Annotated in this window: 16 protein-coding genes; 8 read left to right on the forward strand and 8 right to left on the reverse strand. The window is 68.7% G+C overall.

Annotated features, from left to right (window positions below; translation table 11 throughout):
* Positions 1-156 precede the first annotated feature (156 nt).
* The 3 genes from MRS60_RS12315 to MRS60_RS12325 are packed head-to-tail and all read left to right on the forward strand — an operon-like array spanning position 157 to position 2,998.
* Positions 157-1,125, forward strand: coding sequence for a PRC-barrel domain-containing protein (locus MRS60_RS12315; protein ID WP_034184838.1), 969 nt, complete (start codon positions 157-159; stop codon positions 1,123-1,125).
* Positions 1,122-2,390 carry an MFS transporter gene (locus MRS60_RS12320; RefSeq protein ID WP_034184837.1) on the forward strand — a complete coding sequence of 423 codons (1,269 nt, stop codon included), beginning with the start codon at positions 1,122-1,124 and terminating at the stop codon, positions 2,388-2,390. Before MRS60_RS12315 ends, MRS60_RS12320 begins: the two co-directional genes overlap by 4 nt.
* Before the next feature lie 41 nt (positions 2,391-2,431).
* Positions 2,432-2,998 (forward strand): FUSC family protein, encoded by a 567-nt coding sequence (locus tag MRS60_RS12325; RefSeq protein ID WP_243565621.1) that lies wholly within the window; start codon positions 2,432-2,434, stop codon positions 2,996-2,998.
* Positions 2,999-3,046: 48 nt separating this feature from the next.
* Here MRS60_RS12325 and MRS60_RS12330 read toward each other — a convergent pair whose 3' ends face one another.
* Entirely contained in the window at positions 3,047-3,430 is a 384-nt protein-coding gene (locus tag MRS60_RS12330; protein WP_034184835.1) for an RcnB family protein, read from the reverse strand.
* A gap of 92 nt (positions 3,431-3,522) precedes the next feature.
* A complete protein-coding gene (msbA, locus tag MRS60_RS12335; protein ID WP_243564760.1) occupies positions 3,523-5,274 on the reverse strand; it encodes a lipid A export permease/ATP-binding protein MsbA in 1,752 nt (583 codons plus the stop codon).
* A gap of 225 nt (positions 5,275-5,499) precedes the next feature.
* On the opposite strand from msbA, the gene MRS60_RS12340 reads away from it, so the two are divergent.
* From MRS60_RS12340 to MRS60_RS12350, 3 genes are all read left to right on the forward strand, one after another.
* Complete coding sequence (locus MRS60_RS12340; RefSeq protein WP_034184833.1) at positions 5,500-6,252, forward strand: glycosyltransferase family 2 protein; 753 nt, start codon at positions 5,500-5,502, stop codon at positions 6,250-6,252.
* A gap of 132 nt (positions 6,253-6,384) precedes the next feature.
* A complete protein-coding gene (locus MRS60_RS12345; RefSeq protein ID WP_105390997.1) occupies positions 6,385-7,227 on the forward strand; it encodes a glycosyltransferase family 2 protein in 843 nt (280 codons plus the stop codon).
* Between the two features lie 132 nt (positions 7,228-7,359).
* Positions 7,360-8,640: an O-antigen ligase family protein gene (locus MRS60_RS12350; protein ID WP_034184831.1), complete on the forward strand. Its 1,281-nt coding sequence runs from the start codon at positions 7,360-7,362 to the stop codon at positions 8,638-8,640.
* A 140-nt stretch (positions 8,641-8,780) separates the two neighbouring features.
* On the opposite strand, the gene MRS60_RS12355 is transcribed toward MRS60_RS12350, so the two are convergent.
* The 3 genes from MRS60_RS12355 to dnaE form a co-directional block, all read right to left on the reverse strand.
* Positions 8,781-9,959: a glycosyltransferase family 9 protein gene (locus MRS60_RS12355; RefSeq protein ID WP_243564761.1), complete on the reverse strand. Its 1,179-nt coding sequence runs from the start codon at positions 9,957-9,959 to the stop codon at positions 8,781-8,783.
* Between the two features lie 182 nt (positions 9,960-10,141).
* Positions 10,142-11,230 (reverse strand): glycosyltransferase family 9 protein, encoded by a 1,089-nt coding sequence (locus MRS60_RS12360; protein WP_034184918.1) that lies wholly within the window; start codon positions 11,228-11,230, stop codon positions 10,142-10,144.
* A gap of 274 nt (positions 11,231-11,504) precedes the next feature.
* Positions 11,505-15,038, reverse strand: a complete 3,534-nt coding sequence (gene dnaE / locus MRS60_RS12365; RefSeq protein ID WP_243564762.1) for a DNA polymerase III subunit alpha — start codon at positions 15,036-15,038, stop codon at positions 11,505-11,507.
* 215 nt (positions 15,039-15,253) lie between these two features.
* Here dnaE and MRS60_RS12370 point away from each other — a divergent pair, with 215 nt between their 5' ends.
* Positions 15,254-16,108 carry a sulfurtransferase gene (locus MRS60_RS12370; protein ID WP_034184828.1) on the forward strand — a complete coding sequence of 285 codons (855 nt, stop codon included), beginning with the start codon at positions 15,254-15,256 and terminating at the stop codon, positions 16,106-16,108.
* 19 nt (positions 16,109-16,127) lie between these two features.
* On the forward strand, positions 16,128-17,021 hold the full coding sequence (gene gluQRS, locus MRS60_RS12375) for a tRNA glutamyl-Q(34) synthetase GluQRS (RefSeq protein WP_131946549.1): 894 nt from the start codon (positions 16,128-16,130) through the stop codon (positions 17,019-17,021).
* 177 nt (positions 17,022-17,198) lie between these two features.
* Here the strand turns inward: gluQRS and MRS60_RS12380 are convergent, their stop codons facing one another.
* The 3 genes from MRS60_RS12380 to MRS60_RS12390 form a co-directional block, all read right to left on the reverse strand.
* Entirely contained in the window at positions 17,199-18,758 is a 1,560-nt protein-coding gene (locus MRS60_RS12380; RefSeq protein ID WP_034184826.1) for a DEAD/DEAH box helicase, read from the reverse strand.
* Between the two features lie 393 nt (positions 18,759-19,151).
* Positions 19,152-19,532 (reverse strand): MliC family protein, encoded by a 381-nt coding sequence (locus MRS60_RS12385; protein WP_243564763.1) that lies wholly within the window; start codon positions 19,530-19,532, stop codon positions 19,152-19,154.
* A gap of 79 nt (positions 19,533-19,611) precedes the next feature.
* Positions 19,612-19,797 carry a DUF6726 family protein gene (locus tag MRS60_RS12390; RefSeq protein ID WP_034184824.1) on the reverse strand — a complete coding sequence of 62 codons (186 nt, stop codon included), beginning with the start codon at positions 19,795-19,797 and terminating at the stop codon, positions 19,612-19,614.
* Positions 19,798-19,801 lie beyond the last annotated feature (4 nt).

Genomic DNA, 19,801 nt, shown 5'->3' on the forward strand with positions numbered 1-19,801 from the left:
CCTTTTCCCCGACAGTCCGCCTCCAATCGGCCATCGAAATCGGTCCTGAAAGCAAGACACGTTAAACTCTCACCTCGCGTGGTGCGCCGCCCGCACCCGCCATCCATCGCCAGCCGCGTGCCCTCGGGCCGCCCCCGACCCATGGAGTGAGTGTCAATGAGCGGCGGACTTCCGTTTCCCGCATCCCGCAAGTCGTTTCCGTCGTCGACGGTCTTCCTGATTCTCGCCGCCGCCGTGCTGCTGTCCGGCTGCGGGCTGCTGCCGACCCAGAATCCGCCCGCGCCGATCAGCGAGGCGCTCGTCGAGCCCGTCGAGGAAACCGCCGGCGAGCCGCTGACGATGCCGCCCGTACCGGCGCCGACGCAGCCGGAGGAACCGGAAGCGCCGAAGAAGCCGCATCGCGAAGTGACGCGACCGAAGCCCGTGCAGCGCCCCGAAACGCCGACGCCGCCCCCGCCGCCGCCCGCGCCGCTCGTCGCGACGCGCGTGCTCGACCGCACCCAGATCCATGCGCTGCTCGACAGCGAAGTCGCGCGCCGCAACGGCAAGGTGATCGGCCGCGCGATCGACATGGTGACCGACGCGAACGGCAAGCCGCGCGAGATGATCGTCAACCTGCAGGGCTTCATGGGCGTCGGCGACCGCAAGGTCATCTTCCCGTGGAACGTGTTCCGCTTTACGCCGGGCGGCAAACAGGAGCCGATCGTGCTCGACGTGCCGTCGGGCGACCTGCCGCCGGCCGCGCGGCCGAAGGCCGTGCCGCTGTCGGGCTCCGCCGCGGCATCGCCCGCGACGCGGCTGCCGATGCTCGACAGCGACGTCGAGCGCCCGAACGGCACGAAGATCGGCCGCGTCGTCGACGTGCTGATCGACCGCGCCGCGCAACCGCAGGCCGTCGTGCTCGACCTCGGCGGGCTCGTCAATACCGACCGCCGCTCGATCGCCGCGAACTGGGCCGCGCTGCGCTTCGTCACGCGCGACAAGGCGCTGCATCCGCAGCTCGACCTGAACGATGCGCAGATCAAGGCGTCGCCGCCCTACGCGGCCGACAAGCCGATCGTCGCGGTCTCGCCGCCTCCCCCTGCCGCCCCCGCGCCGGCTTCGTCTGCGAGTGCCACCCGATGACGATCAAGCATTCCGTCAGCGTTCGCAGTCTGCGGTCCCTCGACTGGCTCAACTTTTTCGTTGCAAACGTTCAAACCGGGTTCGGTCCGTTCATCGCGTCCTACCTCGCGTCGCACAAGTGGACGCAGGGCGAGATCGGCATGGTGCTGTCGATCGGCACGATCAGCGCGATGGTCAGCCAGGTGCCGGGCGGCGCGGCCGTCGATGCGCTGAAGAACAAGAAAGGCGCGGCCGCGTGGGCGATCGCGGCCATCATCCTGTCCGCGGTGCTGCTCGCGTCGAGCCCGACGATCGTGCCGGTGATCGCCGCCGAGGTGTTCCACGGGTTCGCGAGCTGCATGCTCGTGCCGGCAATGGCCGCGATCTCGTTCTCGCTCGTCGGCCGCGCCGACCTCGGCGACCGGCTCGGCCGCAACGCGCGCTGGGCATCGATCGGCAGCGCGGTCGCGGCGGGCCTGATGGGGCTCACCGGCGAATACTTCTCCGCGCGCGCGGTGTTCTGGCTGACCGCGGTGCTGGCGCTGCCCGCGCTGTTCGCGCTCGCGATGATCCAGCCGACGCACGAGGTGATTCCGCAGTCGTCGAAGCCCGACGACCATGGCGATCACGACGAAGCCGGCGAGCGCGAAACGCTGCTCGAACTGCTGCGCGACCGCCGGATGCTGATCTTCGCGGCGTGCGTCGTGCTGTTCCACCTGTCGAACGCGGCAATGCTGAACCTCGCGGCCGGCGAAGTCACGGCCGGGATGGGCGAGAACGTGCAGCTCGTGATCGCCGCGTGCATCATCGTGCCGCAGGCGATCGTCGCGATGCTGTCGCCGTGGGTCGGCCGCTCCGCGCAACGCTGGGGGCGCAGGCCGATCCTGCTGCTCGGCTTCTCCGCGCTGCCGGTGCGCGCGCTGCTGTTCGCCGGCGTGAGCAGCCCGTACCTGCTCGTGCCCGTGCAGATGCTCGACGGCATCAGCGCGGCCGTGTTCGGCGTGATGCTGCCGCTGATCGCGGCCGACGTCGCGGGCGGCAAGGGCCGCTATAACCTGTGTATCGGGCTGTTCGGGCTCGCGGCCGGGATCGGCGCGACGCTCAGCACGGCCGCGGCCGGCTACGTCGCCGATCACTTCGGCAACGCGGTCAGCTTCTTCGGGCTCGCGGCCGCAGGTGCGCTCGCGGTGCTGCTGGTCTGGCTCGTGATGCCCGAAACGCGCGTCGAGAACGGCGACGCGGCGGCCGACGAGCCGGCCGCCGCATCGCCCGAACAGGCGCACTGAGGCCGGCGCGCCACCGTTACCCGCTTCCTGGCCAACTCATGATGGATACGATCAGGACACTCAACGAAGCCCGCCAGCAGATCCAGCAGTCGGTCTTCGATCTGTTCAAGGGGCTGACCTTCGGCGAGCGTTTCGTGCAAGGCGTGCTGATGGCCATCCAGGCCGTCTGCGGCGCGTGCCTCGCATACACGATCGGACGTGCGCTGCACACCGAGCAGGCCGTGTGGGCGGCGGTCACCGCGATCGCCGTCACGCAGCACAACTACTCCGACACGATGTCGCTGTCGCGCGACCAGTTCGTCGGCGCGATGATCGGCGGCGTGCTCGGCTTCGCGGGCGCCGCGCTCGGCGGCGATCGCCTCGTCGCCTATGCGCTCGCGGTCGCGCTCACGATCGTCTGCTGCTGGTGCCTGAACGTCGGCAGCGCGGCGCGGCTCGGCGGCGTGACCGCGACGATCGTGCTGCTGTTTCCGGGCAACGGCCCGCTGTGGGACATTCCGCTGATGCGGCTCGGTGAGGTGACGCTCGGCACCGTGTGTGCGCTGGGCGTGTGCTGGGGAATGTCGAGAATCGAGCGGCGCTGGTTCCGCCGCACGGCGGCAAAGTGACACGGTTGCCGGGCGCACGCCAGGCAACCGGATAAACGGCGGGAAAGGTTACTGGCCGATCTGCAGCACGATGCCCGAGCCGATCTGCACGAGCAGGTGATCGCCGCCCACGCCGACCCAGTGATAACCGCGCGGCGGCGGGCTCAGGTGGTAGCCGCGCCAGTCGTCGATCACGTACTGGCGGTCGCGGAATTCGTCGGGCAGCCGGTCGCCCTTGTGCCAGTCGCGGCGCGGCTGGTCGGCCCAGCGCGGCGGCACGTCGTCCTCGCGGTGCATCGCCTGGCCGGGCGGCATGTGTTTCGGGCCATGGCCGCGATGCATGCCGTGATTGTCGTGCTTGTCGTAGTTGCCGTGATCCTGCGCCATTGCGGCCGGCGCGGCAAAACCCGCCGCGATCAGCGCGGCCAGCATCATGCAGTGCATCTTCTTCATCGTGCCTTCCCTCCGTGTTGTCACGTCGTAGCAAACGACCGGGCCTGCCCAATGAAGACTAGCACACCGCTCTGACGCGAACGGAACGCGCATCACGCCGCCTGCTGCTGGTACTGGATCCGGTGCAGATGCGCATAGAGGCCGCCGTGGCGCAGCAGTTCGTCGTGGCTGCCCTCTTCGACGATCTTGCCGGCTTCGAGCACGAGGATGCGGTCCGCCCGCTCGATCGTCGACAGCCGGTGCGCGATCACGAGCGTCGTGCGCCCTTCCATCAGCCGTTCGAGCGCGGCCTGCACGTGGCGCTCCGATTCCGAATCGAGCGCCGACGTCGCTTCGTCCAGGATCAGGATCGGCGCGTCCTTATAGATCGCGCGCGCGATCGCGAGCCGCTGGCGCTGGCCGCCGGACAGCCGCATCCCGTTGCCGCCGACGAGCGTATCGAGCCCGTCGGGCATCGCGGCGACCGCGTCGGCGAGGTTCGCGGCCTCGAGCGCGGCCTGCACGCGCACGCGGTCGGGTGTCTGCCCGTATGCGACGTTCGCGGCGATCGTGTCGTTGAACAGCACGACGTCCTGGCTGACCATCGCCATCTGGCTGCGCAGCGCGTGGAGGTCGTAGTCGGCAACCGGCACGCCGTCGACCAGGATCGCGCCGTCCGTCGGATCGAAGAAGCGCGGCAGCAGGTTCACGAGCGTCGTCTTGCCGCTGCCGGACGGGCCCGCGAGCGCGATCATCTCGCCCGGCGCGACCTTGAACGAGATGCGGTCGAGCGTCGGCCGCTCGGCTGCGCCGTAGTCGAACGACACGCCGCGGAACTCGATCTCGCCGCGCGCCTGCGGCAGCGGCCGGCCGCCGCCCTGCGGCTCGGCCGGCTCGTCGATCAGCCCGAAGATCAGCTCGGCGGCCGTCATCCCGCGCTGCAGCGGCTGGTTGACGTCGATCAGGTGCTTGAGCGGAGAAATCACCAGCAGCATCGACGTGACGAACGCGACGAAGCCGCCGACCGTCGTCTGGTCGTTGGTCGACTGCACGACCGCGATCGTGATCACGACCGCGAGCGCGATCGACGCGAGGAACTGCGTGAGCGGCTGCGCGAGACCGCCCGAGATCGTCATGCGCATCGCGTAGCCGCGCAGGCGCTTGCTCATCGACGTGAAGCGGTCCATCTCGTACGCTTCGCCGTTGTGCACCTTGACGACCTTGTAGCCGCCGACCGTCTCCTCGACGATGTACGACAACTCGTTGGTCAGCGTCTGGTGCTCGCGGTTCAGGCGGCGCAGGCGGCGGTTGATCTTGCTGACGAGCCAGCCGATGCCGGGCAGGATCACCGCGACGATCAGCGTGAGCCGCCAGTTCAGGTAGAACAGGTAGCCGAGCAGGAAGATCACCGTCAGCGAATCGCGCACCAGCGTGACCATCACGCCGGTCAGCACCGACAGGATCTGGTTGACCTCGAACACGATCGCGTTGATCACCGTGCTCGCGGTTTCGCGCTGGAAGAACGACGCGCTCGTGTGGAGCATCCGCTGGAACATCTCGAGCCGGAGTTGCAGCAGGATGCGGTTCGATACGTAGTTGAGCAGGTAATTCGATGCGTACTGCGATACGCCGCGCACGAGCGCGAGGCCGATCACCGCGATCGGTACGTACCATTTCGCGTTGTCGCTGCCGTGTGCGCCGAAGCCATGGTCGAGCAGCGGCTTGAGCAGCGCCGGAATGCCGGCTTCGGTGGCCGCGACGACGCCCATCGTCATCACGGCGAGCACCACGATGCCGATGAGCGGCCGGATGTACGGCCACAGGCGCTTCAGGACCGTGACCGGCGAGGTGCCGGTGCCGTCCATCGGTTTGCGAAGAGTGTTCTGGGTTTCCAAGGCAATCCTTCTTGAGCCGCGATGCGGCGCCCGGCGCGTGGCCGCCCGGGATTTCGCCCCTGTCGGGCGGGTGCCGAAAAGGGCTCAACATTATAGCCGCACCGCCCCCGCCGGCACGGTCATGGCCGATGCGGCCGGCGGCCGGGCCGCGGGTATACTGCCGCTCACCGTTTTCTCCGCCTTTCCGACGATTTCATGGCTGAACCCTCCCTCGGCGTCGCCCTCATCGCCCTCAACGCGTCCGCGCGGCTCGCCCAGTGCCTCGATGCGCTGTCGTTCGCCGACGATGTCGTCGTCATCGACGGCGGCAGCACCGACGATACCGTCGCGATCGCGCAGGCGCACGGCGCGCGCGTGATCGTCGAGCGCGACTGGCCGGGCTTCGGCCCGCAGAAGAACCGCGCGCTCGACGCGCTCGGCACCGACTGGATCCTGTCGCTCGATACCGACGAAATCGTCAGCCCGGAGCTCGCGCAGTCGATCCGCGACGCGATCCGCGCGCCGGCCGCGCAGGTCTATGCGCTGGACCGGCTATCGAGCTTCTGCGGCCAGTGGATCCATCACAGCGGCTGGTATCCCGACTGGGTGCCACGCCTGTTCCGGCGCGGCGCCGCGCGTTTCTCGGACGATCTCGTGCACGAGCGCCTCGTGTTCGATACCGCCGCGCAGCGCCTGCCCGGCAAGCTGATGCACTACTCGTACGAGGATTTCGAAACCGTCGTGCGCAAGCTCGACGCGTATTCGACGGCCGGCGCGCGCCAGCGCCGCGCGGCCGGCCAGCGCGGCGGCTTCGGCAAGGCACTCGCGCGCGGCGCCTGGGCGTTCGTGCGCACCTACGTGCTGCGGCGCGGGTTCCTCGACGGCCGCGCGGGCTTCATGATCGCCGTGTTCAACGCGGAGACCGTGTATTACCGCTTCCTGAAGCTCGGCCACGGACCGGCGCGCTGAGCGCCCGCCCCTGCGCGCCGCCAGCAAGCGGCCGGCCCGGCGTTACAATGCCGGGCTGCCCGCGCCGCGCGTGCCCGCCCAAACGGCTGCACCGCGCGCCGCCCGCCACGACGACTACCGAATCCGACCGCCATGTTCTCCATCATCATCCCGACCTGGAACAACCTGCCGTACCTCAAGCTCGTCGTCGACAGCCTGCGCCGCCACTCCGCGTACGACCACCAGATCATCGTGCACGTGAACGACGGCTCGGACGGCACGCTCGACTGGGTGCGCAGCGAAGGGATCGAGCACACCGCGTCGCCGACCAACATCGGCATCTGCCATGCGGTGAACCTGGCCGCCGCGCGCGCGACGCGCGACTACGTCGTCTACATGAACGACGACATGTTCTGCTGCCCCGGCTGGGACGCGGCGCTCGTGCGCCGCATCGAACAGATGCCGACCGACCTTTTCATGCTGTCGGGCACGATGATCGAGCCGGTCGACACGCGCAACCCGTGCGTCGTCGTCAGCAATTTCGGCCGCGATGCCGAGCATTTCGACGCGGCAGGCCTCGTCGAAGCGACCCCGCGGCTCGCGCGCGCGGACTGGCTCGGCTCGACCTGGCCGCCGACGCTCGTGCACCGCGACTGGTGGAACCGCATCGGCGGCTACAGCAGCGAGCTGTCGCCCGGCATGAGCAGCGACAACGACTTCTCGATGAAATTCTGGGACGCCGGCTGCCGGATCTTCCTCGGCGTCGGCGACAGCCTCGTCTACCACTTCCAGCAGAAGAGCACGGGCAAGATCGTCAAGAACGACGGCCGCCGCCAGTTCCTGAACAAATGGGGCATGACCCAGGCGACGTTCGACCGCTACTACCTGCATCGCGGCGAGCCGGCCGGCACGCGCATCGCGCTCGATACGCCGGCAGTCGCCGGGCGCCTGAAGCGCGCGCTGCTGCGCTCGCGGATCAAGCGCGCATTCAGCTGATCGGGCCCCTGAAACGGCACAGAAACGCCGCCTGCTTCGCGTATACTGCGCCGTTCGTCCCGGAGCTCCCGCCGGGACGCGCGGCGCGAGCACGATGTCCGCAAGCCGCATTCGTTCATTCGACAGGTTCCGATGCTTTCGTTTTCCGCTCCCGCCACGCGGCGCCTGACCGCCGCCCGCGCCTTCGCCGTTGCCGCGCTCTGCATGGTGCCCGTCTCGACCGCGCTGACCAACGTCTTCTGCGGGCTGTTCGCCGCCGCGCTCGTGATCTCCCCCGAATTCTGGCGCGACCTGCGCTCGTTCGTGACCGACCCGGCTTCGCTCGCGGCGCTGCTGATCCTCGCCGCGCTGACTGCCAGCGTCGCATATACGGTCGCGCCGCATAACAAGGCGTGGAACTGGGTCGCCAAATACGACAAGCTGCTGCTGCTGCCGTTCGCCGTGCTCGCGTTCCGTCATTCGAACTGGGCGCCGATCGTGCGGCGCTGCTGGTTCGGCACGTTGTGCGTGATCCTGCTGCTGTCGACGACCAACTATCTCGGGCTGACCGCGATCGGGCCCGCGTATGCGACCCAACTGCCGCTGTCGCGTGCGTGGGTGTTCAAGAACCATATCGCCGCCGGCATGTTCGGCGCGCTGCTGTTCTACCAGGCGGCCGATCTCGCGCTTGCCGCCCGCACGGCGCTGTCCCGCGCCGCGTATGCGGGCGTCGCCGCGTGGTCGCTCGTCAACGTGTTCGTGATGCTGCAGGGACGCACGGGGCAGGTCATCGCGCTGCTGCTGATCCTCGTCGTCGCCGTGCGTTTCGTGCTGTTGCTGCGCCGGCAATCGGCGCTGCGCGCGGGGCTCGCCGCCGGCGTGCTCGTCCTGTTCGGCGTCGCGCTCGTGGTCGCCGCGTGCACGGTTCACAACGGCCGGCTCGTGAAGGTCGTGACGGAAGTGCAGCAATACCGGCAGAGCGATGCGGCCACGTCGACCGGGTTGCGCCTCGAGTGGTACAAGAAGGGGCTCGAGCTGTTTCGTCAGCGCCCGGTGATCGGTTACGGCGCGGGCGGCCTCGAGTTTGAATTCGAGAAGCTCACGGCCGGCAAGACGGCCGCCGAAGGCCAGCTCACGTCGAACCCGCACAACGAATACCTGCTGATGGCCGTGCAGCTCGGCTCGCTCGGCCTGTTGTTGTTCGTGAACCTGATCGTGCAGATCGCGCGCGGCAGCCGCACGCTCGATCCGCGCTCGCGACACTTGCTGCTCGCGTGGCTCGCGATCTTCGCGATCGGCAGTCTCGCGAATTCGCTGCTGCTCGATTTCGCCGAAGGGCACCTGATCGTGCTGCTGGCCGGCATCCTGCTCGGTTGCGGCGCGAGCGGCGAGGCGCTGCCGCGCGAGACGTCGGCGATCAGGCGCAGCGCGTAACGCGCAACGGCATCCGCGCTGCCGCCGGCCGGCTTCGGCGGCAGTGGAGGCACGCCGTCAAAGCGAGCGGGCTGTACGGCTCGTCGCAAAACAAGCCGCCTGCAACGCAGCAAAAACGCGCGCCTTCCGCGCGTCAGTCGTCAGTCGGATCCGGCGCGATGCAGTCGCGACGTATCGACGACGGCCCCGGCCGGACTCGGCGGATCCAGCCCGAGCATCTCGGCCGCCGCAGCTTTCACGCGCTGCGCGCCGAGATTGGCGAGGCAATCGCTGCGGCTGTCGACCTTGCGCTCGCAGCCCTCGTGCCGGCACGGCACGCAATCGCCCTCCCCCTGCAGCAGCCACACGTTCCCGTGCCGCCCCGAACCGCGCAGCGGCCACGGATTCTCGGTCGCGGGCCAGTGCTGCGGCCACGGCCCCCAGCGCACCGGGTCGGACGGGCCGAACAGCGCGATCGTGTCGGTGCCTGTCGCAGCCGCGACGTGCGTCGCGCCGGTGTCGGGGCCGATGAAGAGCCGCGCGCGCCGCACGAGTTCCGCGCTCTCGCCGAACGTGAGGCGGCCGACCAGATTCAGCACGTCGCCGCCCGCCTCGGCCGCGACCTGCTCCGCATACTCGCGCTCGCGATCGGCCGGACCGCCCGACAACGCGACCGCAAAGCCGCGCTCGCGCAGCCAGTCGATCATCTCGACCCAGCCTTCGAGCCGCCATTGCTTGTAGCGGAACATCGGATACGGATGCAGGACGACCAGCGGCTTGCCGTCGCGGATCGCCGGCGACTCCGCGAGCCATGCGTCGAAGCGCGCGCGCCGCGCGGGATCGTCGCCGATGCCGGGCGCGACGACCTCGGACACCGGCTCGATGCCGATCACGGGTGCGAGCGCGAGCGTGCTGACGACCGTATGCGCGGATTCATGGTGATTGATCGCGATCCCGTTCAGCATCATCCGCGTGAGCCACGTGACGCGGTCGGGATCGACGAGGCCGACCCGTTTGCGGCCCGCGAACCAGCTATAGAAACGCGGCCGGTCGGAGCTCAGCGCCGCGCACGCGAGATCGTAGCGGCGCCACATCGACAGCGCGTCGCGCAGCCGCTCGCGGAATCCCGCGCGCTGCGCGACGACGATCACGCGCCGCACGTCCGGATTGTGCTCGAGCACGCCCTCGGTGCCGCGAAACACCAGCATGTCGATCTGCGCATCGGGCCAGCGGGCCTTCAGCGAACGCACCAGCGGCGTCGTCAGCAGCACGTCGCCGATACGGCGCGGCGCGGCAACGAGGATGGTTCTGGGCGGGCGGGCGGAGGAAAACAGGGCCACGGCAATCGGTCTGTCTAGCTGGCTGAACAAGGCTGGCAATGTACAGGATTTTGCAGCAGCCGGCGCGGCATCGCGAACCGGCCGTGCAGGACGCGCTGACGTGACCCTGATGCAAGCCCTGCCTGCGGAACGCAGTGCGGCACGCGCCGGCGCTTGCACCACGTGCGGTGCTTCTTCCGGCGCTACGAAGCGATGGTCACGACCGCGGATGTCGCAGCGGCCGCCGGCCGTGCGCGCGCCGCATCCGTCACCTGCTCGTCGCAATGGCCGGCCTGCGGCAGCAGATGACGCACGGCGCGCTCGACCGCGTCGACACCGATCGCGTCGACGGTCGCGCCGGCGCGGAGGATCACGTGCGGCACGCCGAGCGGATGCCAGCGCAGGTATTTCTCGGGACGGTCCTCGAACAGCGCGGCAACCGGCACGCCGAGCGCCGACGCGAGATGCACGGGTGCGCTGTCGGCCGACACGATCGTATCGAGCAGGCTCGCGGCAGCCACCAGATCGGCGACCGACGACGGCGCGACATGGCGCGCGCTCACATCGCGCCACGCCTCGTCCTCGGCGGTTTTGCGGATGGCCGGATCGCGGAACACGATCACGTCGGCGAACGGCGCGAGCCGCTCGCCGAGGTCGCGCCAGCGGTCCGCGGGCCAGCGGCGCTCGGCCGCCTTGTTCGACACGAACAAACCAACGCGCGGCTTCGTGCGCTCCCCGAGCAGGCGATACCACTCGTCCTGCAACGTGCGATCGGGATGAACCGACAGCGCGAGGCGGTCGAGATCGGCACGGCCGAGTTCGGGCACGAGCCGGAACCCCGACAGCGCCTCGTGGCACATCGGCCGCTGCGCGACGTGTTCGGGCTTGCGATCGTCGAATTCGGTGTCGGCATCGTGCCAGCGGCAATCCTTCACGCCGAGCTGGCGCGCGAACTGCATGCTGCTGCGATGCATGCCGCCGTTCGGCACGACCACGAGGTCGAACCGCAAGCGACGCAGGCGGCGCACGAGCCGCAGCCGGTCGAAGAACGCGCGCATCCGCCCGGGACGGTCGTTGCGTTCGCATTGGCGGCTGTACACGTACGTGTGAACCGCGTGCACGTCCGGGTTGCCGGCCAGCGCGGCCGCGTTGTAGCGGTTCGCGACCACATGCAGCTCTGCGCCGGGCCAGCGCTCCTTCAGCGCACCGAGGAACGCGGTCGTGCACAGCATGTCGCCCAGAAAATCAATCCGGATCACGAGGATCCGCCCCGTCGGGTTCCTGTTGGCCATGGTCATGTGGTGGACTGTCAGTTTTTATCGTCGCGACGGGCCGATGCCCCGGCATCCAGTTCCGGGACGGCCCTGTCGCGCGTTGCCGCTCGCCGCATGGATCCGCCCCCGTTTGTGTGCGCGCGTGCGAGCGCGGCTTGCGCCGGATTGTATAGCGTCCGGATGGCCGGCCCAAGCCCCGGGTAACCGAAGATGCAAAAACGGCCCGCCGCACCGCACGATGGCGATGCGACGGGCCGCGTATCGCGACAGCCGTCCGGTGGTCGGGAAGCGGTCAGTACGTGATTTCGACGACACTGCCGTCGAACGCCGCGCGCAGTTCCGCGAGCAGCATGTCGCTCGGCTTCACGCGCCACGCGTCGCCGAGACGCATTTCGCCTTGCGCCCGCGCGTTGCTGTAGTGGATCTGGACCGCGAGGCCGTTCGGCAGCGGCGCCTGCGGGCGACGGCCGCCGTCACGCCCGCCGCCGCGCGGCGCGGGCGCTTCGACCGCGTGCGCGGCGGCCGGATCGTCCTTCGACACGTGCGGCTCGAGCACGCGGCGCAGCGCGGCTGCGTCGGCGTTGCCGTTCATCGTCAGCCGCACGGCCTGCGCGTAGCGGCTGCGCGCGCGTTCGAGATCCATCACGGTATCGGTCGTGAAGCGGATGCCGCCCGTGAATGCGTCGTTGCGCGCCTGCCCCTGCACGATCAGCAGTTCGTCTTCCTTGAACAGCGCCTTGTTCGCCTCGAACTGCTCGTTGAAGATCGTGATCTCGCACTGGCCCGAACCGTCGTCGAGCAGCGCGATCAGCATCTTGCCGCGCTGGGTCATCTGCGTGCGCAGCGATGCGATGATGCCCGCGACGAGCTTGTCACGCCCTTCCTTCAGGTCGCCGACCTTCTGCCGCACGAAGCGGCGCACCTCGTCGCGATACGCGTCGAACAGGTGGCCGGACAGGTAGAAGCCGAGCGCGCCCTTTTCTTCCTGCAGGCGACGCTTGTCGTCCCACGCCGGTTCATCGACGAGCGCATGCGCGTGCGGCGACTCGGCGCCCATGTCGAACAGCCCGGCCTGCATTGCGTTCGCCTCGGCCTGGTCGGCCGCTTCCATCGCGAGCGGCACCGACGCGAGCATCTGCGCGCGGTTCGCGTTCAGCGAATCGAACGCCCCGGCGCGGATCAGCGCCTCGACCGTGCGGCGGTTGACGACGCGCCGGTCGATCCGTTCGCAGAAGTCGAACAGGTCGGTGAACGCCTTTTCCTCGCGAGCGCGCAGGATTTCCTCGATCGCGTTCTGGCCGCTGCCCTTCACCGCGCCGAGGCCGTAGCGGATCGTGCGCGAGCGCTTGCCGTCGGCTTCGGCGACGGGCTCGAACCGGTAATGCGACTGGTTGATGTCGGGCGGCAACACGACGAGGTTGTTCACGACGCAGTCGTCGAACAGGATCTTCACCTTGTCGGTGTCGTCCATCGCGAGCGTCATGTTGGCCGCCATGAATTCGGCCGGATGGTGCGCCTTCAGCCACGCGGTGTAATACGCGAGCAGTGCATACGCGGCCGCGTGCGACTTGTTGAAGCCGTAGCCCGCGAACTTCTCCATCAGGTCGAAGATCTCGTCGGACTTCTCGCGCGTGAGGCCGTTCTTCGCGGCGCCCTCGGCGAAGATCTCGCGGTGCTGGGCCATCTCCTCGGGCTTCTTCTTGCCCATCGCGCGACGCAGCAAGTCCGCGCCGCCGAGCGAGTAGCCGCCGATGATCTGCGCCATCTGCATCACCTGCTCCTGATAGACCATGATGCCGTAGGTCTCTTTCAGGACGGGTTCGACGCGCGGATCCGGATAGTCGACCTTCTCGCGGCCGTGCTTCCGTGCGCAGAAGCTCGGGATCAGGTCCATCGGGCCCGGACGGTACAACGACACCAGCGCGATGATGTCCTCGAAGCGGTCGGGCTGCGCATCCTTCAGCATGCCCTGCATCCCGCGGCTTTCCAGCTGGAACACCGCGACCGTGTTGGCCTTCTTCAGGATCTGGAACGAAGCCGGATCGTCGAGCGGCACCTGCGCGAGCGACCAGTCGGCCTTCGACGGATCGAGGCGGCGGATGTAGCGCTCGGCCCAGTCGAGGATCGTCAGCGTCGTGAGGCCCAGAAAGTCGAACTTCACGAGGCCGACGGCTTCGACGTCGTCCTTGTCGTACTGGCTGACGACGCCGCCGTCGTCGCCCTGCGTGTACAGCGGGCAGAAATCGGTCAGCTTGCCGGGCGCGATCAGCACGCCGCCCGCGTGCATCCCGACGTTACGCGTGAGGCCCTCGACGCGCTGCGCGAGATCGAGCAGCTGGTGGACTTCGTCCTCGTGGTCGTAGCGCTCCTGCAGCTGCGGCTCTTCCTTCATCGCGTCGGCGATCGTCACGTGCTTGCCCGGCTTGAACGGGATCAGCTTCGCCACGCCGTCGGTGAACATGTAGCCGAGGTCGAGCACGCGGCCGATGTCGCGCACGGCCGCCTTCGCTGCCATCGTGCCGAAGGTGGCGATCTGCGACACGGCGTCCGCGCCGTACTTCTCCTTCACGTACTGGATCACGCGGTCGCGGCCGTGCTGGCAGAAGTCGATGTCGAAGTCGGGCATCGACACGCGTTCCGGGTTCAGGAAGCGCTCGAACAGCAGGTTGTAGCGCAGCGGGTCGAGGTCGGTAATGCCGAGCGCGTACGCGACCAGCGAACCGGCGCCGGAGCCGCGGCCCGGGCCGACCGGCACGCCGTTGTTCTTCGCCCAGTTGATGAAGTCCGCGACGATCAGGAAGTAGCCGGGGAAGCCCATCTTCGTGATGGTCCCGCATTCGAATTCGAGGCGCTTGTAGTACGTGTCGCGCTGCGCGTCGCGTTCGGCTTCGGCCGGATAGAGCTGCACGAGTCGCGTCTCGAGCCCTTCCTTCGACAGCTGGACCAGGTAGTCGTCGAGCGACATGCCGTCCGGCGTCGGGAACAGCGGCAGCTTCGGCTTGCCGAGCTCGAGCTTCAGGTTGCAGCGTTTCGCGATCTCGACCGTGTTCGCGACCGCCGACGGCAGGTCGGCGAACAGCGCGACCATGTCGTCCTGCGTGCGGAAATACTGGTCGGTCGTGAAGCGTTTCTGGCGCCGCGGGTTCGCGAGGATGTCGCCTTCCGAGATGCACACGCGCGCCTCGTGCGCGGTGAAATCGTCGTCGGTCATGAACTGCGTCGGGTGCGTCGCGACGACCGGCAGCTTCAGCGACGCGGCGAGCGTCGCGGCCTGCTGGATGTACGCCTCGGCGCCCGGCTGGCCGTATCGCTGCAGTTCGATGTAGAAGCCGCCCGGAAACACCTTCGCCCAGCGCTCGGCGTGACGGCGCGCTGCTTCTTCGTTGCCGGCCGCGAGCGCGAGCCCGATATCGCCCTGCTGCGCGCCCGACAGCGCGAGCAGCCCCTGCGCGAGTTCGCCGTCGAGCCAGCTCGCGTCGAGTTCCGCGCGGCCGCGATACTGGTTCGTGAGCCATGCCTTCGACAGCAGCTCGCAGAGATTCAGGTAGCCGACCTTGTCCTTCACGAGCAGCAGCAGCCGCGACGGCTTGTCGCGATCGTCCGGATTCATGATCCAGACGTCGCAGCCGGCGATCGGCTTGATGCCCTTGCCGCGGGCTTCCTGGTAGAAACGGACGAGGCCGAATGCGTTGCCGAGATCGGTGAGCGCGAGCGCGCCCTGGCCGTCCGCGGCCGCCGCCTTGACGATGTCGTCGAGACGCACGATGCCGTCGGCGATCGAGAATTCGGAGTGAACGCGAAGATGAACGAAGCGGGGATCTGACATGGGCGTTATTGTAGCCGCGTCGCCGCGCAGGCTGCCCAAAAAATCCCCGCACTGGCCGTTCGGCCGATGCGCGCGACACCACGTCGCGCGGCTGGCCAAACGGCTGGATGTCGGTGCGCAAGCGGTTTGCGGGATAATACGGGTTTTCGAATCATCGCCACGGCTTCGCACCCTTTTTTGCGGGCCGCCGTGCGGCCGTTTCCCGTCGGACCATCATGACCATCGTCAACCTCGCCGCCTACCACTTCGTGTCGCTCGACGCGAACGAGCAATGGCGCCCGCTCGTCACCGCCCGCTGCAACGAACTCGACCTGCGCGGCACGATCCTGCTCGCGCCGGAAGGCATCAACCTGTTCATCGCCGGCACGCGCGAAGCGGCCGACGCGTTCATCGCGTACATCCGCCACGATCCGCTGTTCGAAGGCAAGTTCGCGACGCTGCAGTTCAAGGAAAGCCTGTCCGACTCGCAGCCGTTCCGCCGCATGCTCGTGCGCCTGAAGCGCGAGATCATCACGATGAAGAAGCCGGCGATCAAGCCGGAACTCGGTCGCGCGCCGTTCGTCGACGCGCGCACGCTGAAGTCATGGCTCGACCGCGGCCACGACGACACGGGCCGCCCGGTCGTGATGCTCGATACGCGCAATGCGTTCGAGGTCGACGTCGGCACGTTCGACGACGCGCTCGACTACCGGATCGACAAGTTCAGCGAATTCCCGGAAGTGATCGATGCGAACCGCGCCGATCTCGACGGCAAGACGGTCGTGTCGTTCTGCACGGGCGGCATCCGCTGCGAGAAGGCCGCGATCCACATGAAGGAAATCGGCATCGAGAACGTGTACCAGCTCGAAGGCGGGATCCTGAAGTATTTCGAGGAAGTCGGCGGCGCCCATTATCACGGCGACTGCTTCGTGTTCGACTACCGCACCGCGCTGAACCCGCAACTCCAGCCTACCGAGAACGTCACGTGCTTCGCGTGCCGCGCGGTCGTCACGCCGGAAGCGCAACAGTCGCCGAGCTACGTGCCCGGCAAGTCGTGCCCGGCCTGCGCGCAGGCAGCCAGCGCCGCGTAAGCGCGCGACCCGCGCCCCGATGAACGGCTATCGCGGCCGCTTCGCGCCGTCACCCACCGGGCCGCTGCACTTCGGCTCGCTGGTCGGCGCGCTTGCAAGCTGGCTCGACGCGCGCGCGCACGGCGGCGCATGGCTCGTGCGCATCGAGGATCTCGACGGCCCGCGCACGGTACCCGGCGCGGCCGACGACATCCTCGCAACGCTCGCGCATTTCGGCATGACGCCCGACGAGCCGCCCGTATGGCAAAGCACGCGCGATGCCGCGTACACGGCCGCGCTCGAGCAGCTCGTCGCAGCGGGGCTCGTCTATCCGTGCGGCTGCACGCGCAAGGAAATCGCCGACTCGCTGCGCGCCGCGCACGAGCGCCACACGACGCTCGCGTATCCGGGCACCTGCCGCACCGGTCTGCACGGCAAGCCTGCACGCGCATGGCGGCTACGCGTACCGGACGGCGACGCGGCGATCGTCACGTTCGACGACCGCTGGCAGCACACGCAATCGCAAGACCTCGCGACCGAAGTCGGCGATTTCGTGTTGAAGCGCGCGGACGGGCAATGGGCCTATCAGCTCGCGGTCGTCGTCGACGATGCCGATGCGCGCATCACGCACGTCGTGCGCGGCGCCGACCTGCTCGATTCGACCGCGCGCCAGATCCATCTGCAACACTGCCTCGGCGTACCGACGCCGCGGTATCTGCACGTACCCGTCGTCGTCGATGCAAACGGCGAGAAGCTCAGCAAGCAGACGGGCGCGACCGCACTCGAGCGCGACGATCCGCTGCCGGCACTGCAGGCCGCGGCCGCGCATCTGGGCCTCGCGCCCGATGGCGCGCTCGCGGGCACGACGCTGGATGCGTTCTACTCGGCCGCGACGGTCGCGTGGGCGCAACGCTTCGGGCCGCTGGCCGGCTAAAGCGGCCGGCGAGCCGGTTTCGCGCCGATCGAGTGCCGGTTTGGCATCGCGCGCCGCGAAGCCCGCATCCCGCCCGCCCCATCCAACCACAGCCCCAATAAAAAACGGGCACATGCTCATCGCATGCACCCGCTTTTCCGGCAGCGCTCGCGCGCCGCCCCGCCATGTTCGTCCGGCTTAAGCCGACGGCTTGCGCGGCATCCCGAACCCGCCGAGCAGCGCGGCGACCTGGCGCTTCGGCCCTTTCTTCTCGGGCTGCTGCGCGGGCTGTGCGTCGTCCGACTGCTTCGCCGCCGCCGACGGCTCGTACGGCTTCAGGAAGAAATCGTCGACCGGCGCTTCGTGGCGACGGTGATGGCCACTACGCTCGGAACCGGCCGAGCGGCGCGCCGATGCACCGCGATGCTCGTCGCGTTCGCGCCGGCCACCGCGTTCGCCACCGCGCTCGCTGTTGCGGTCGCCGCTACGCTCGCCGCCACGTTCGTCCTGACGATGGCGCGCCGGCTTGTCGATTGCGAGCGTCTGCACTTCGAGCGGGCGCTTGATCAGCTTCTCGATATCGGCGAGCTGCTTGCGCTCGTTCGGGCTGCACAGCGACAGCGCGTCGCCGGTCGCGCCCGCGCGGCCGGTACGGCCGATCCGGTGCACGTAGTCTTCCGCGCTGAACGGCAGGTCGAAGTTGATCACGGCCGGCAGCTCGACGATGTCGAGGCCGCGCGCGGCCACGTCGGTCGCGACCAGCGCCTCGATTTCGCCGCGCTTGAACGCGTCGAGCGCCTGCATCCGCTCGATCTGCGTCTTGTCGCCGTGGATCGCCGACGCGACCACGCCGTCGCGCTCGAGATTGCGCGCGAGCCGGCTCGCGCCGATCTTGCTGTTGCAGAACACGATCACCTGCTTGAGCCCGCGATCGCGCAGCAACTGCACGACGGCCGCCTGCTTGTCGCCTTCGGCGACGTCGTAGACGATCTGCGTGACGTTCGCGTTCGTCGAGTTGCTGCGCGCGACCTCGATCGTCTGCGGGTTGCGCAGGTAGGTCGACGCGAGCTTCTTGATTTCCGGCGAGAAGGTGGCCGAGAACAGCAGCGTCTGGCGCTCCTTCGGCAGCAGGTTCAGGATCCGCTGCAGGTCCGGCAGGAAGCCCATGTCGAGCATCCGGTCGGCCTCGTCGAGCACCAGCATCTGCACCTGCCCGAGGTTCGCGGTCTTCTGCTGCACGTGGTCGAGCAGGCGGCCCGGCGTCGCGATCAGGATCTCGACGCCGCGGCGCAACTCGGCCATCTGCGGGTTCATGTCGACGCCGCCGAACACGACCGCGCTGCGCAGCGGCGTGTGCTTCCCGTACGCATGCACGTTCGCGGCGACCTGGTCGGCCAGTTCGCGGGTCGGCGTGAGGATCAGCGCGCGCACCGGGTGGCGCGCGGGCGATGCGCTCGTGTTGGCCTGCGGCAGCAGGCGCTGGATGATCGGCAGCGAGAAGCTCGCGGTCTTGCCGGTGCCTGTTTGCGCGGCGCCCATGACGTCGCGGCCGGCGAGCACGACCGGAATGGCCTGCGCCTGGATCGGCGTCGGCGTCGTATAGCCCTGCTCCACAATGGCTTTCAGGATATCGGCGGCAAGGCCGAATTGGTCGAAGGTTGCGTCGACGGGCTTGGCGACAGAATCGGACATGGTGGCGTTTCGCTCAAAAGGCGCGGCGGGGACATCGTGCGTCAGGCCAGCCGGGCCTGCGCTCATCACAATTCGGAAATAGACGGAGCCGCGGCGCGCCGCGCGGCGCCGCTCTGGCGCTTGGGACCGGTTCAATGCGAACGCCGGACACCAGGCCGTGCGGACTCCGTTCGGCGCGAATGCCGGCGGAAAGGGCCGTATTGTAGCACTGCGCGGCCATCTGTCCGTGACAACGCCGCGAACGGCCGCAACGGCGGTTCGCGCGGCGGGCCCGGACAGGCCGCACGGCCGGCGCACGGCCCGGACGAGCTATCCCGATCGGTCGTCGAGCGATATCAGGGGCCTGATCAAGAATGGCGTTGCCAGGCGTCCGCGGCGGGCCTGAGCGCCGGACCTTCAGGTCCGGCAGCCGGCTTGCGCTGGCGCCTGGCGGGCACGATCCGCGATCGCGCCCGGTGCTCAGCCCTTCTTCTTTTTCTTCTCGACCTGCACGCAGTCGCCAAGCAGCGGCGGCGACTTCAGGTCGGCGATCTCGTCGCGCAGCGTCGCTTCCTTGCCCTTCGTCCACCATGTATAGCGGCCGGCCTGATAGCGCGCGCCCGAAGCCGACACGGTATCGACGAACAGCAGTTGCCGCCCGTTGACCGGCACGAGCGCGAAGCTCTGGCCGTTGCCCGCGAGCCAGTACGACACGCGCACGGGCTGCTTCTGGTTCGCGCACTGGTAGACGGTCTGCTGGCGCGCATCGGCGTCGATCTCTTCGACGGTCAGTTGCGCGGCATGCGCGACGGAAACGGCGGTGCCGGCGAGCGCGAGTGCGGCGACGGTTTGGCGAATCATGCAGGTCCTCTCACGAGACGGGTGGAAACGCGCCCTCGCGGGGCGCGGTTATTGTTGGTTATCGCACCGCTTATCGTCGTCAGGGATCGATGACGTCGGCGCACGCGTCGGTCGGCGCGGCTGCGACATGGCCGACGAGCGGCACGATCTTGAGCCCGGCCGATGCCACCCGGCACGGCGCGGCCGCGAGGCCGCAGCCCGCGAGACCCGCGGCAAGCGCCAGCGCGGCGCCCAGCTTTCCGATACGCAGCCAGATCGGCGCCATCGCC

The sequence above is a fragment of the Burkholderia pyrrocinia genome (genome assembly GCF_022809715.1).
GTDB classification, from domain to species: domain Bacteria; phylum Pseudomonadota; class Gammaproteobacteria; order Burkholderiales; family Burkholderiaceae; genus Burkholderia; species Burkholderia pyrrocinia_C.